This window comes from Ruegeria sp. BHSC029, assembly GCF_059613085.1.
The window spans coordinates 1-14291 of record NZ_JBXWRU010000001.1 but is presented as its reverse complement, the minus strand read 5'-3'; the positions used below and the strand labels follow the sequence as shown (position 1 = coordinate 14291).

Annotated in this window: 12 protein-coding genes and 1 pseudogene; 7 read left to right on the top strand and 6 right to left on the bottom strand. The window is 53.5% G+C overall.

Annotated elements, in window-relative coordinates; translation table 11 throughout:
- The first annotated feature begins 51 nt into the window (after window positions 1–51).
- The 5 genes from AC2FML_RS00065 (at window position 52) to yghX (ending at window position 4946) form a co-directional block, all read left to right on the top strand.
- On the top strand, window positions 52–438 hold the full coding sequence (locus tag AC2FML_RS00065) for a YciI family protein (RefSeq protein ID WP_496781456.1): 387 nt from the start codon (window positions 52–54) through the stop codon (window positions 436–438).
- Window positions 439–480: 42 nt separating this feature from the next.
- Window positions 481–1146 (top strand): GntR family transcriptional regulator, encoded by a 666-nt coding sequence (locus AC2FML_RS00060; RefSeq protein WP_496781454.1) that lies wholly within the window; start codon window positions 481–483, stop codon window positions 1144–1146.
- Between the two features lies 1 nt (window position 1147).
- A complete protein-coding gene (locus AC2FML_RS00055; protein ID WP_496781452.1) occupies window positions 1148–2446 on the top strand; it encodes a malonyl-CoA decarboxylase in 1299 nt (432 codons plus the stop codon).
- Complete coding sequence (locus AC2FML_RS00050; protein WP_496781450.1) at window positions 2443–3966, top strand: malonate--CoA ligase; 1524 nt, start codon at window positions 2443–2445, stop codon at window positions 3964–3966. The genes AC2FML_RS00055 and AC2FML_RS00050 overlap by 4 nt, the downstream gene beginning before the upstream one ends.
- 89 nt (window positions 3967–4055) lie before the next feature.
- Entirely contained in the window at window positions 4056–4946 is an 891-nt protein-coding gene (gene yghX / locus AC2FML_RS00045) for a YghX family hydrolase (RefSeq protein WP_496781448.1), read from the top strand.
- Between the two features lie 597 nt (window positions 4947–5543).
- Here the strand turns inward: yghX and AC2FML_RS00040 are convergent.
- The gene (locus AC2FML_RS00040; protein WP_496782003.1) at window positions 5544–6032 is read right to left on the bottom strand and encodes a CHAP domain-containing protein; all 489 of its coding nucleotides are present in this window, start codon (window positions 6030–6032) and stop codon (window positions 5544–5546) included.
- Between the two features lie 345 nt (window positions 6033–6377).
- Window positions 6378–6839: a hypothetical protein gene (locus tag AC2FML_RS00035; protein WP_170357415.1), complete on the bottom strand. Its 462-nt coding sequence runs from the start codon at window positions 6837–6839 to the stop codon at window positions 6378–6380.
- A 267-nt stretch (window positions 6840–7106) separates the two neighbouring features.
- Between AC2FML_RS00035 and AC2FML_RS00030 the strand changes: the two genes are divergently transcribed.
- Window positions 7107–8381, top strand: a complete 1275-nt coding sequence (locus AC2FML_RS00030; RefSeq protein ID WP_170339966.1) for an adenylate/guanylate cyclase domain-containing protein — start codon at window positions 7107–7109, stop codon at window positions 8379–8381.
- A gap of 248 nt (window positions 8382–8629) precedes the next feature.
- On the opposite strand, the gene AC2FML_RS00025 is transcribed toward AC2FML_RS00030, so the two are convergent.
- The 3 genes from AC2FML_RS00025 to AC2FML_RS00015 form a co-directional block, all read right to left on the bottom strand.
- Complete coding sequence (locus AC2FML_RS00025) at window positions 8630–9862, bottom strand: alpha/beta hydrolase family protein (RefSeq protein WP_496781447.1); 1233 nt, start codon at window positions 9860–9862, stop codon at window positions 8630–8632.
- A gap of 306 nt (window positions 9863–10168) precedes the next feature.
- On the bottom strand, window positions 10169–11596 hold the full coding sequence (locus tag AC2FML_RS00020) for an adenylate/guanylate cyclase domain-containing protein (protein WP_496781445.1): 1428 nt from the start codon (window positions 11594–11596) through the stop codon (window positions 10169–10171).
- A 20-nt stretch (window positions 11597–11616) separates the two neighbouring features.
- Complete coding sequence (locus AC2FML_RS00015) at window positions 11617–11913, bottom strand: putative quinol monooxygenase (protein ID WP_496781443.1); 297 nt, start codon at window positions 11911–11913, stop codon at window positions 11617–11619.
- A 418-nt stretch (window positions 11914–12331) separates the two neighbouring features.
- On the opposite strand from AC2FML_RS00015, the gene AC2FML_RS00010 reads away from it, so the two are divergent.
- A complete protein-coding gene (locus tag AC2FML_RS00010; RefSeq protein WP_496781441.1) occupies window positions 12332–14185 on the top strand; it encodes an amidohydrolase in 1854 nt (617 codons plus the stop codon).
- A gap of 9 nt (window positions 14186–14194) precedes the next feature.
- Here AC2FML_RS00010 and AC2FML_RS00005 read toward each other — a convergent pair.
- A pseudogene (locus AC2FML_RS00005) lies at window positions 14195–14291 on the bottom strand (IS5/IS1182 family transposase); the annotation flags it as partial.

Below are 14291 nucleotides of genomic sequence, written 5' to 3'. Positions count from 1 at the left end.
CCGACTATTTTGCCATATGTCAAATAATATCGATATTTTTGGAGACCGCGAATGGTTGCTTGGGCAGACTACAAATTAGAAGCAAAAAGCCGCGGTGCGCTTGCTTTGGAGCTTTACGTCGCACTGAGCTCGCCAGCCAAAGCGCCCGAAGACGTAAAGGTTTCACTTCCGGATCACCTGGCGTATCAGGCGAAGCTTGAACATTCGGGGCAGCTGGCTTTTGCAGGTCCCATGTCGGATGAAACCGGCGAGCATATGCAGGGCATTGGCCTCATCATCTATAGGGCCGACAGCCTTGAGTCCGCCCGGAAGCTGGCCGAAGACGATCCCATGCACAAAAGTGGGGCACGTAGCTTTGTACTTCGGCGCTGGTTGATCAACGAAGGCTCACTGAGCCTTTCAGTTGGTCTATCGACTGGAACGAGTGCCCTCAGTTAAGAGCACTCAAGAGTAGTTGCCGCGAAATAGGAACCGTCGGATATGGACGCCATGCTTGATACTGAGGGCAAAGAGACATCCGCCACTCATGGTGCGTATCGAAAGCTGCGCGAAATGATCCTGACAGGCGAACTGCCGCCCGGTCAAAAGCTCAAGATTGAACAGCTCCGCGGGATGCTGGACACCGGCGCAAGCCCGGTTCGCGAAGCACTAAGCCTTTTGACATCGGATATGTTGGTGGAACGTATTGATCAGCGCGGATTCAGGGCTGCACCAGTAAGCAAATGCAACTTCGAGGAAATCCTTATGTTGCGATGCGGTCTTGAAGAAACCGCGTTGCGCAAGTCCATCGCCAATGCAGACTCAGCCTGGGAAGACAGGCTTGTTTTGCGGCACCACCATATGAAAAAGGCGAGCCAAAAAGGGGAACACGACTTTGAAGACGCACACAAGGCGTTTCACATGGCCTTGTTGGACAATGCGAGGCTTCCTTTACTCTTGCGGTATTGCTCGCAGCTCTACGACCTGAACATCCGCTATCGATATCTGGCGGCTGGCGGGTCGAGTTACAAAAAGCGCGATATCAACGCAGAGCATCAGGAAATACTGGACGCAGCACTGGATCGCGATGCAGATAGCGCAACGCGGCATTTGATCGATCATTACCGTCGAACCGGTGAGTATCTGAGCAGTCAGATGGAGTCGTGAAATGCAGCGGAACTGGTTTCTGGGCGATTTGCTTGATCAGCTGTTCGACCGCCCCGGCAAAAAGCGGGGCAAGGATGACAAGCGATCCATATCAGAGCTATGTGAAGCACTCTTGTCTGCGGAAGGTGAAGTATCAGGTTTCGCACTCGCATCAACGATACTGGATCGATACCAGACCTTGGACGACCCGGAAAAACTGGACTTCTTCGCTTATTTGAATGACCAGCTTGAGTTAGACGCGGATCAACTGTCTGAGACGGCGCGTCGTTATGCCGAGTGTAGAAGTGTCGATCTTTATAAAAGGCTTAGCGAGGCGGCCGAACCCAAACGGCAAGAATTGCTGCGCCGTCTGAATCAACCGTCCGGCGCGACGCAAGAGCTTGTGGCAATGCGCGTTGACCTGCTGCGTTATCTCAAATCCAACCCCGAACTCAAGCGCACAGATGTAGATTTCGTGCATTTACTGCGAAGCTGGTTCAACCGGGGTTTTCTGGTCCTCAAACAAATCAGCTGGGATACACCAGCCCGCGTTCTGGACAAGATCGTCGCGTATGAGGCCGTCCATCAGATTCATGATCTGGACGACTTGCGGCGCCGGCTTTTCCCACCCGACCGTCGCTGTTTTGCATTTTTTCATCCCTCAATGCCGGATGAGCCGCTGATTTTTGTCGAAGTTGCTTTGACGACTGAGATTCCGAACGCGATTGATGTGCTTTTGTTCGAAGGTCGAGAACCGATCGAACCAGAACAGGCCAAAATCGCCGCATTCTACTCAATTTCAAACTGCCAGAGGGGTTTAACGGGTATCAGCTTTGGAAACCTGCTGATCAAACAGGTTGTGACCGAACTTTCGCGAGAGCTTCCGGGCCTCGACACATTTGTGACCTTGTCTCCGATACCCGGTATGAACCGGTGGCTAGCTGGCGAAACAGGACATCCCGAGCATGGCCATGCTGCCGAAGCCGTACTTGCGGGAACAGCCCCTCCGCAGGACGTGCGGGCGATGGCCGCCCGATACCTGTTACACGCCAAGCGCGAGGATGGGATGCCGCTGGACCCTGTGGCCCGCTTTCACCTGGGCAATGGCGCCGAGCTTCACGAACTGCATGCCGGGGCCGATCCGTCACAGAACGGACGGTCCCAATCCGGCGGCGCAATGGTCAATTACCTCTACGACTTGAAAAAGACTGAACGTCACCACGAAGAATTTGTGACGCACGCCACAATCGAAACCTCGCGTTCCGTGCGCGCGGCTTCAACCGCAGTACTTGCGGCCAGACCAGAGGAAAATCCAGCGTGACTAACACACTTTATGACAGCTTGTTTGCCCACCACGTGGGAAACGAGGCTCCGTTCCTGCTACTCGATGACGGAAAGGTAGTGTCATATGACGCGTTTCTGAAACGCGCTGCGCAGATCGCGCATGTTTTGCAGAACAGCGGAGTTTCTCCTGGCGACCGCATCGTTGTGCAGGCCCCAAAGTTGGCCGATACGATTGCACTCTATGCCGCTTCGGTTCAGACAGGTGCTGTCTATTTGCCGCTAAACACTGCTTACACAATGGCAGAATTGGACTACTTCGCATTTGACGCCCTGCCTGCGGTGATCGTCTGCGACGACAAAGACGAAGCTGAGATCAAAAAATTGGCGGATCAGTATGGCGCAAGGCTGCTTACCCTTGGCGGTGAAAAATCAAGCTTAAGCCGCCAAGCTGACACGCAGCCGCGCGAGTTTGAAACCGTTGATCGCGCCCCGGACGACCTTGCGGCCTTGCTTTATACGTCGGGAACCACGGGTCGCTCTAAGGGCGCAATGTTGAGCCACCAGAACCTTTTGACCAATGCACAAGCTCTCGCGAATTTGTGGGGTATCACAAAAAACGATCGCTTGGTTCACGCGTTGCCGATCTTTCACACGCACGGGCTTTTTGTGGCGATGAACACGTCACTAGTCGCCGGGTCCGAAGTTCGGCTCATGGAAAAATTCGACATTGGAATGATCTTGGAGGAATTACCGCATTCAACCCTTCTAATGGGTGTCCCCACTTTTTACACTCGATTGCTGGCGGATGACGGTTTCACCAAAGAGACTGCGGGGAACATGCGGCTGTTCGTGTCGGGCTCTGCCCCATTGCTGGCCGAAACCCATCAGGCGTTCGAAGCGCGCACAGGCCACCGCATCCTGGAGCGCTACGGTATGACCGAGACAAACATGAACACCTCAAACCCTTATACTGGCGAACGTCGCGCAGGAACTGTTGGTATGGCATTGCCCGGCATCGAGGTGATCGTCACTGATCCTGAAACCGGTGAGCAACTGCCCAGAGGGGCGGTTGGAATGATCGAGATACGCGGCCCTAATGTTTTCCAAGGCTATTGGCAGATGCCCGAAAAAACCGCTGCAGAACTTCGCGAGAATGGGTTCTTTATCACCGGGGATCTGGGCAAATACAGCGAGGATGGCTACCTGTCGATTGTAGGTCGTTCAAAAGACCTCATCATTACTGGCGGTTACAACGTCTACCCCAAGGAAATCGAAGACGTTTTAAACGACATCAATGGCGTACTGGAGTCGGCAGTCTTTGGCGTCCCGGACAACGACTTCGGGGAAAAGATCATTGCTGCTCTGGTTGCTGAGCCAGGCGTAGAACTGGACACGGATCAGATTGCATCAATCATCAGGGAAAGGCTGTCGCGCTTCAAACATCCGCGTCGCTACGAACTCGTCCAAGAGTTGCCACGAAACACCATGGGAAAAGTCCAAAAGAACGTTCTGCGCGATCAGCACACGAAGAAGGAAACCGCTACGGCAATGTCTTAGCCGACCTGCCTAGATCTTAGAACAAACCATAACCCTTTGAACTGATAGTATCCCACGGATTGAATCGCCACCTCATCAGGAGATTGACCATGACTCGCATGACCGCAAAAGACTTCGATCAGGAACTGCTGGATCTGTACGACTATTATGCGCACGGAAAGATCACCAAACGCCAATTTCTGGACCGCGCCGGAAAATTCGCGGTTGGCGGCTTAACGGCTGCCGCGTTATTGAACATGCTCAGCCCGAACTATGCGCTGGCACAGCAGGTGTCGTTCAACGATCCCGATATCCACGCAGACTACATAACCTACCCCTCTCCGAACGGAACGGGTGATGTCCGAGGCTACCTTGTTCGTCCCGCTGGTGTGGAAGAACCCCTGCCCGGGGTGCTCGTGATACACGAAAACCGCGGCCTGAATCCCTACATCGAAGATGTGGCGCGACGCTTGGCGAAAGCAGGCTTTATGGCACTGGCTCCTGACGGCCTAACGTCGGTTGGCGGATACCCCGGCAACGACGCAGATGGGCGCGAGTTGCAGAAGACAGTCGACCGGGTCGAGCTGATGAATGACTTCTTCAATGGCTTCGAATACCTGTTGAACCGGGAAGACTGTACTGGGAAAGTTGGCGCTGTAGGTTTCTGCTATGGCGGTGGTGTGGTCAGCGCAATTGCCGTGGCCTACCCCGAATTGGCCGCCGGCGTGCCATTCTATGGCCGCCAGCCGGCCGCTGAGGATGTGGCTAGAATTCAGGCACCGCTACTGATTCAGATGGGAGAGCTTGATGAACGCATCAACGCAGGTTGGCCGGAGTTCGAAGCTGCGCTGCAATCCAACAATAAGGTTTACGAGGCCTACATCTACGAGAATGCCAACCACGGCTTTCATAACGACAGTACGCCTCGGTATGACGAGGAAATGGCAAACTTGGCCTGGGACCGCACCATTGATTGGTTTGACACCTACCTAAAGTCCTGAACTGAGTTCGCGGAATGGCGAAGCGACGGCAAAAAATCTGTCGTCGCTTCGGTGTTCAAAAACTTCGAGAAAGCGTCATCAAACAAACTCAAAGCATTCTCGGCCAGCCCCAAATAGCTGCCTTTTTGCTGCACCAAGCTCGCGCCATTCGCCGAGGGTAGCGTTGCATGTCAGCTTCAAGGTGTCTCGATTGGTAAGAGATTGCTAAAGGTTGAAGTGATTTTAGAGGGCGGAGTGAACGGCCGCGAGTTTTTGCAATTTTGCATCCGACTTACTGGCTGCATAGTATGACGCGAACGGTCGTTTTGGTCCGGAATGCGGAACTTTCGGATCGCAATCTCGCTGCGTTCTGCCTGAACGTCCGCATTTTCCTCTGTCATGCAGCGGGTGATTTTCGGCGATGCGGTGGGTAATCTTGCTGCGAGCGCTCGCTGCGTAAATTCTTCACTTCCACGGAGGGCTCGATGCGGTCACTCGCTCTACCGCCACGACTATCCGGTTTGCGGACCTTTTCCGCCACTGGCCTGCGTGAACTACTGAGCCGCTTGTGACCCATCCGTAGGATACGCATAGTGTGCGGTTCACAATTGAATTAATCTATTCCCCAACTTTGGGATAAATAAACCCGTTCACCGGGTAGAAGCTGCCATACCGGCCCGGATGATTTTCAACGCGGACCAATGTCCAATCATTGTTTTTGGATACATCCTTGACGCCCATTTTCAATGATACCTTGTTGCGGTGCCAGTTTGCGTGGTTCACGATGACTTCTCTGTCAGTGACGACATCGGATACGACAGCCACGTGACCAAGCGGCATCCCTCGGGTTGCTCGAAATGACATGACCGCACCAACAACCGGTTCATTGCCTCGCTCAAAAGTATTGCGCGCCTTGCCCCACCAGTCCTTGGCGTTTCCGCGAATTTCGATACCGCTGAGGTTACGTGCGTAGGGTACGCACCATACCCTTTGCCCTCGAGCTTGTTTTTGAGAGACCTCGCGCAACGCCATGGCCTGACGTTCTGGATCGAGATCCGCGCCGCTTGGGGCCTGAGCGCAGGCAGAAACAAGAGCAAAAAGCCCCATCGCAAACGCAGCGCGAGCAGTACCGTGCAGGCACGGCCGTTTCTTATTCGCTTTGCTGTCGCTGTTCTTCAAGACATTACGTTGACGGTTTGAGGGGTCGGATAGTTTTAAGGCGATCTAATGGGTAATGAAAAGAGCCCAGCCGGATCCCCGGCAGAAATTTGCCAGTTGATATTCATCCTCGAAAGGACGAGCGCGAAACTTTGCAAAGTCAACTTTCTGCGCACAGCCGCCGTCGGTCGATCGCGCAGCATCGGTCACTTGGGGCTCACATCCTCTGTTCGCTGCGTCTTCACTGAGTGACTACTTTGCGGACGAAGTGGCTAGCCTCGGACAACTTCTGAATTAGCCCGAAACATCCATCGAGTAGAAATAGGTCGCACAAATAGTCTGGTCATCAACGCTTGTAGGCGCTGCCGCACCCGTAAACATCGCGATGCCGAGATAGTCGAACCCAGAACTTTCTTCGTTCCAGGCCGCCATAAATGTGATTGGCTGGTCTCCACAAAGCGTGTTTCCCTGACGCAACGGTCCGACGTCACCTGATACCCGGAATACCTGAGCAAAAGGCACGTCACCAGACGCGCCCCAATTACCTGAACTCTTGGCGTCATGAACCTCGAGATCAAGAGAAGCGCCGGTCTCGAAGACTATCCGCTTGGTAGACAAGATTACTGGCCCGGTAATCGCCATTGCCGTTTCGCTGGAAGGATTGAAGGCCTTGGAATCCTCAAAGAGCGGTTGGGAAGATGCAGCACCCCCCATTACCCCCATAGTTATTTGCAGCATCAGGTTCGATCGACGCATTTGATTCTCCATTGTGCGAAGCGGGCTGACAACCTTAAACATGCTTTTGCTTTGTCGTCGAATGCAGCCGAGAGACCAAGCCAATCGTTGTCTATGCTGAGCACGCGATCAAGGTCTGAGGAGGACTCGAACCTGACGTTCGTCTGAAAATCGTGAGCGTACGCGTGTGAGAATTTGCAAACCCATTGCAAGAGAAATGAGAGTTCGAAGACAAACCCAATGACATGAGCCTCCGGCTGTAACAAGATGGTGGCAGAGGTGTACGTTATGGCGGATGTTTTCGACCGCATTGCAGATTGGTTGCAGAAGCTGGCCTTTTTTGATGCCGACCTTGGCGGGCTAGTCGAGCAGCTAAGTCACAGGCTGATCGATGGTGGCGTGCCGGTTTCGCGTGTTTCCTTGGGCCGCCTGATGATGCACCCTGTAATTGGATTGCTCGACGCAACATGGGATGCTTCCAACCATCGAATTGAATGGACTGTTCTTCCACGAAGCTCGGTGACAACTGATCTCTTCGACAAAGCACCCTTCGGAGAGAACTCGAAATTGGCCAATGAGATAGCGAAACAGCACTTCAACAAGGAAGTCTGGGACTTGGCGGACGACCTTACGAACGGCTCGATCAAGTTTCCTTTCATGCGAGCAGATCTGACTGACGAAGCGACCCGTGACAGATTTCCGCTATTCCAAAAACTCGCTGAGGCAGGTGTCACCGACTACGTCGTATTCAGTGCACCATTCGGCAATCGTACCGTTGTATTTGACGGCAAGGTCGAGTGGGCTTTGGGGGCGTCAGTCTCTTTTGCTACAAAGCGTCGTTCTGGTTTCACAGACCGTGAGGTAGATGGTCTGTCGCGACTGTCTCTACCTTTGCTTGGTACAGCGCGTGTTCTGTCAGAGCAGTTCCTGGCAGCTGAGTTGATGGAGGTTTACTTGGGCAAGGTGTCCGGTCGATCTGTATTGAACGGTCAAATAGCCCGGGGAGATGTCAGCAAAATTGACTGCGCTCTATTGTTCAGTGACATACACGGGTCTACGGCTTTGAGCCAGCGCCTGTCACCGGAAAAATATGTCGCGACCGTCAACCAATTCTTCGACTGCGTCGGCGGGGCGGTACACGACCACGGCGGAGAGGTTCTGAAATTCGTTGGCGATGGGTTGCTTGCGATCTTTCCTTTTGATGGCCAACGAAGACTACCCGAAGACATGTGCGAAGCTGCCCTGTCGGCGGCGCGAGAAGCGTTCCAAAGGCATAAAGAGCTTGATCCATCAGACCGTGCTGAGTTTGGGATTGGTTTGCACACTGGCGCGGCTGTGTACGGGAATGTTGGCACTGAAAAGCGCTTGGATTTTACGGTAACCGGCACATCAGTTGCGATAGTCAGCAGGTTAGAGAGCTTGACGCGAAAACTGGATGCGCGGCTTTTGGCAACTGGCGACTTTGTCAGCTTGGTATCTGAAGAGCCGCATAAATTGGGGCGGCATTCATTGCGGAGTTTTGATGAAGACTTAGAGGTCTTTTCCTACGGAATTGTCACGTAAAGCTCAATTGCATGAGCCTTTTGCAAACATGCTTTGATGTGCGTTTTGAGGCGCGGGCACTAGAATGACAACGGTCTGCTTCGGGCTCGTAGCGGTTTTCCCGCAAGACTCAGTGTTTGGCTTCTCGGCAGACAGAAGCTGCAATTCCAATCATATCGGTAAAACTTGCTTCCAGACAGAAACGGAAATTCACCGAAGCATCCGGCAAAAAACGCGGAGATAACAGGGTCGCAGTCCAATTCATTGTTTCAACGTTGATCATGGAGGCGCCGGATGTAGTCGCTGACGATCTCTTCCCAGAGTATCGGCCACCACAATACCCAATGACCTTTGTTGTAGCCAGGAACGGCCACGATATGAGTCTCACTATTGGCACCCATCGCTTCCATTGCGGTGAGGTTGGATAGGGAATGCTCGATGCTGTAGAACATGTCATCTTCCCCATAGATGGAAAGCACCGGCCCATCGAATGTTCCAATACGTCGAAAGAGCGTCGGATTGATTTGAGGATCACCGGAGCCCTCTGCCATCCATCCCCCAACGAAGTTGATCACACCAGCGGTGTTTCCCGGATCGTCGCCGGCCTGCATAAGGGCAACAATGCCCCCGCGCGAGAAACCAATCAGTAGAACCGATCCATCACTCACATCCGGTCGTTCCTGCAACGCATGCAGCGCTGCTTTTGCATCCATCAGCGCACGTTCCGCCCCTGCCAAAGATAGCCGGGCCTCCGTCGAATAGCCCTCGGTCCGATCTTCAGCAAAGCCCTCGTCATACAATCCGTCGGACCCACCCCGACCGCGGCGCTGTGGGAACGCAGCGATCCAACCGTGTGAGTTCAGAACGTCCGCAAGCCAGTCGTTGGAAAAGAACCGATTAAAAGCCTGCGGATCGGTTCCAGAGCCGGTTGAGCCGTGATGAACGAGAGCCAACGGGAAAGGCCCATCACCAGGAGGTGGATAGATAGCCACAGCAAGCTCGACTGTTGCGCCGTCCTCTCGGAGTTCCGTCGTAAGGAAGTCTCGCGTTCCAACCTCAAACCACTGGCGGGTCGCCGTCGCGAGGACTTCTGAGAGGGTTTGTCGCTCGAGTATTGCGACGCGGTCCTCGGTTGGATAGATGCCCCGCAGTCGCCCCGTACCCGAAATTGAATAGCGCGCCCCGAAGTCATTGTCGGTGAACACCAACGTGCTTCCGTCTAAACGTGCTTTGCTCCGGAACCAGTTTCCGCGGCCATGCTGGCCACGTCCGACCGAGTAAACAACATTGAACAACCCATCCTCATCTCGGCTTTCGACGACGAGGATATGACTTCTCCGAGAGTCCCATCTCCCCGTCCAAATTCCAAGAAAAGGAGAATCTGGCGTTACATCAATTGCAATGTCGGCAGGAAGCGGGGCGTCCCCGATAAGAACGGAGTCTTGCGCAAAAGACTGAGTGGCCAAGACAACGAGTGTTGCGATGGTGAGAGAAAAGCGCATGACGAATGCCCCGATGCTGTAAGTGATACGAGTTCGCCCTTTTTTAGCACAGTACACGGTGCGATTAGTGCAACTCATCGCTCTGGACTGCCAAGCCTGCTACTCACCATCTTGTGAAGTGTGGTTGGCTTTGCCATTGGTTCCCACTTGCACGCGTGAAAGCGGTCTTTTGCACACGCGATTTCTCAATGAAGCCCGTCCTGGCGTCGCAGCGTGGCGGGAAACTGGCCTTTCGATTGTCGTGCAGCCATTTTTGATATGTGATGTCACAGGTTTTGGACTGAGCTGCCGTGACCGAAAATTTGACTAGTCGTCCAGATCTGAAACAAGGGACTTTAGTCGGAGGATTGCCCCTTTGCTTATGCGAGCACGATCAACTGTAAGAGAAAAGCCTTCATCTTCCTCGTGAATAATGCGGCTATCGCGGTCGGCACTTTCATAAATAGCGGTCGCAGCATAGGTGCGAATGGGGTTTTGAAATCCCTTCACTCGAACAGGCTCTCGTTCCTCAACCGGAAGCCAGTCTTTTACCAAAGAATAGGTTTCGGCAGCGAGTAAGAGACCTCCTGGATCACACTCGGCCTCAAGTCTCGCAGCCAGGTTCACTTCGCGTCCGATAGCAGTGTAGTCCATCCGGTCTTCCGAGCCGAAGTTTCCAATAGTGCAGTAACCAGTGTTTATGCCCATGCGAGCGCGAAATGGTCGATCGATCAATCCTTTGCGCTGCCATTCCGTTTGCAAGTGGCCAAGCTTGCGTTGCATATCTATTGCCATTCGCACACATGCAGCGGCATCTTCTTCTACCCCGAGGCTTTCGGGTTCGCCAAAGTACAGCATCATGGCGTCACCGACAAACTTGTCGAAATATGCGCCGTGCTTCAGGGCAATTTCGGACATTGCTGAAAGATACTCATTCAACAAAGTAGTCAACTCCTCGGCTTCGAGATGATCTGTGATTTCGGAGAAGTCGACGATGTCTGAGAAGAAGATCGTGAGCTTTCGGCGGCGGCTTTCGATAGCCGCGTGTTGGTCGCCGGCAATGATTGACTCGTAGAGTTGGGGTGGCATGTATTTGGCAAGCTGTTTGGACACGTGTGTCAAAGTGTCATTCGCCTCACGCATCTGGCTCAGCAAGTGCAAGTTGTCCAAGGCGATGTTCGCTTGTGCCGCAAATGTTGTGAGAATATCGAACTGCTCTTTTTGAAGTCTTCCGGTTGAATGCCTCAACACGGCGAGAGCTCCAACAGTTTGTCCTCCTTGTGAAATTGGCACCATGGTGACTGCCTGAAACCCTGAGGCGAGGAAGTTTCCAGCCCCTATACGGAACCTGTCTTTCGATGCGGCGACGTCCGGCAGATCAATCGCCTCGCCGTTCAAAATGACATGGCCATGGATTGTTTCTGGATGAAGTGGCGCCGGAAAGCGACGCCGCCAAGCCTCGACGCCACCCGGTTCGGGACCAGAAATTGCTCCCAAAATCAGTTTGTCGCCGTCCTGTAATCCAATGCTGACTGTCGACTTTGGGAACAGCGTTTGACCCGCTTCAACAATCGAGTTGAAGACAGGTTGAGGGTCTTTGATAGAGCTGTTGACGACCTCCAGGATTTTGGCGGTCGCCTTTTGCCGATCCAGCGCCTCTCGCAACCGGAGTTCCAAGGCTGCCAAGTCCTCAGCCTTCGGTTCGTTCAGACCAAGGACGCGTTCTGGCAGCGATTTTCCCCTACCCTTCGACATCCTGATCCTCCCGTTCGCGATTAGCCGTCGACCAAGTCATAGTGCTTGATGTATCGAGACTCGACGAGGTCAGCTTCTATCGGATCGATGTGCGGGCTTTGGTAGTTTTCTCCCACAAACGACTTCAGTGCCTCCAAGCTCTCCCAAACCATAACGAAACTGAACTCTCGTGGCGTATCCTCTCTCGGCGCGCCCGGAAAAAGGTGCACGATTCCAGGGGTGCTTTTCATCAACGGGATCGCAGTGCCGCGAAAAAAGCGGCCAACTTCCTCTTCTTTTCCCGGCCGCGTTGTCACCTGAAAAATGCGCATGATCATACATCCATCCTCCCAAAGATGCGGTTTCTGAATGTATGTGTGCCTCGCACGATCCAGCTTAGCATACTCGATGGCGAGTGTCAGATTATGACTCCGAGCAGTGCTCGTAGAGTTTGGACGAATGACTGCTCTGCGGACAAAACAGACATTGGTCGCAATGGAGCGAGTAACCGGATCGAACCCAAAGACAGCTTGGGGAAGACAGAGGCTGAATGCTTCGATTGGCCTCCATCAAGAACTGCGGTTCGAAGGACTCCAAGTCAGCAAAACTCTGAATAGCGTTTCTTCTGGTGCGGCTTACGGGCGTCTTTTGGTTAACCGCATTGAAAACATCTGCGTATTTTGTGTTAGTTAAGTGCATTAGGGAAAGGCATCCACCATGGGAAACACCTCCAGACGGGCATTTATTAGGTCCTTCTTGACGAGCACGACGATCCTCGTTGCTCCGAGTACATTGTTCGGGCAAGAAGGCACGCTGACCGATCTTGGCGGAGCGATACTCGATCTTGATGAAGTCACGATTTTTACGGCGCGCGAGATCGTCACACTTGATCCCGACCTTCCAAGCGCCGAAGCCGTTGCTGTTGTAAACAGTCGGGTTTTGGCGACCGGCACTAGAGAGCAAGTTCAAGAGGCGATTGGTGAACAGCCCTTCACCGTTGATGACACATTCGCCGACCACATCATCGTTCCCGGCTTTATCGCCCAGCATGATCACCCAGTTTTGGGCGGCTTGAGCCTTTCGTCCGTCATTCTTTCGATAGAGGACTGGGACTTGCCACAAGGTTTATCACGCGCCGTTGTGGACAAGGATGACTTTCTGGCACGGTTGTCTGAAGCTGTTGATGGTCAGCAAGACCCGGACACCCCTGTCATGACATGGGGATACCACGCTGCATTTTATGGTCCATTGACACGGTCGGACCTTGACCAGATCAGCAGCGAACGACCTATCTTTGTGTGGGCACGCTCTTGCCACGAATTCATCCTGAATTCAGCTGCAATGGAGGCCGCAGGCGTTACCGAGGAGGTCATGGACGCTTGGTCCGACTCAGAAAAGATGCAATCCAGCTTTGAGCATGGGCACTTCTGGGAACAGGGTTTGTTTGCAGTTCTGCCTTTGATTGCGCCATACGTGGCGACCCCTGAAAAGTTTCGCGCTGGTTTGGAGACCATGCGCGATTATTTGCATGCGAAAGGCGTGACCTACGGCAACGAGCCCGGCGGCATTCTCGCACGCCCGGTTCAGGATGCGGTGAACGCTGTATTCTCCGCACCCTCAATGCCGTTTCGGTGGAGCTTCATTCCAGATGGAAAAAGCCTGATCGCCAAATATGACAATGCTGAAGATGTGATCGAACAGACAGAAGCACTTGTCGACTGGTATGGTGGCAAGACCAGTATGTCCAAAGGCAGCGTCAAGCTTTTTGCGGACGGTGCGATATATTCCCTTGCCATTCAACTGAGGGACGATCCGCTTGGCGATTACCATGGCGAGTGGATGATGGACCTGCCGGCCTTTGAACGCGCGTTTCAAACCTATTGGGACGCCGGCTACCAAGTTCATATTCACGTCAACGGTGACGCCGGGTTGGACCGTGTATTGAACGCCTTAGAGCGAAACTTACGCAGAAACCCGCGTTTCGATCATAGAACGGTGATCGTGCACTTTGCTGTGAGTGCGCCCGATCAGGTCGATCGTATCAAACGTCTGGGTGCGATTGTTTCTGCAAATCCCTACTACGTTACGGCACTTGCGGATCAATACAGTAAAACCGGTCTTGGTCCTGAACGCGCCAATGAGATGGTCCGTCTTGGAGATCTGGATCGAGCGGGCGTATCCTGGTCATTGCATTCCGATATGCCGATGGCGCCCGGTGATCCATTGTTCCTAATGTGGTGTGCGGTGAACCGCGTGACGAGTTCCGGTCGGGTAGCAGGACAGGATCAGACGGTCCCGGTCGAAGAGGCCTTGCGTGGAGTGACAATCAACGCCGCCTATTCTCATCGTCTTGAACGGGACCTTGGCAGTATCGAACCTGGCAAGCGTGCGAACTTCACTATTTTGGATGACAACCCATTGACGGTGGACCCCATGGCAATCAAGGACATTCAGGTTTGGGGAACAGTATTGGAAGGCGAAAAGTTTCCTGTGGGCGACAAGGCAGAACAGGAAGATGCACGTTTGCCTCTAAATGATCCGGACAGCCAAAGAGAGTTCGCAGTGAACACTCTCAATCACGCGCTTTCGGTTGTTCACGCCCATCTTTAGGGTCAGGATTCATAACCAGTACATAACGGTTGCCGCGAGTGCGATGGCTGATAGGAATACCTTGGGACAACGGTCGTAGCGTGTCGCCACGCGCCTCCAATCCTTG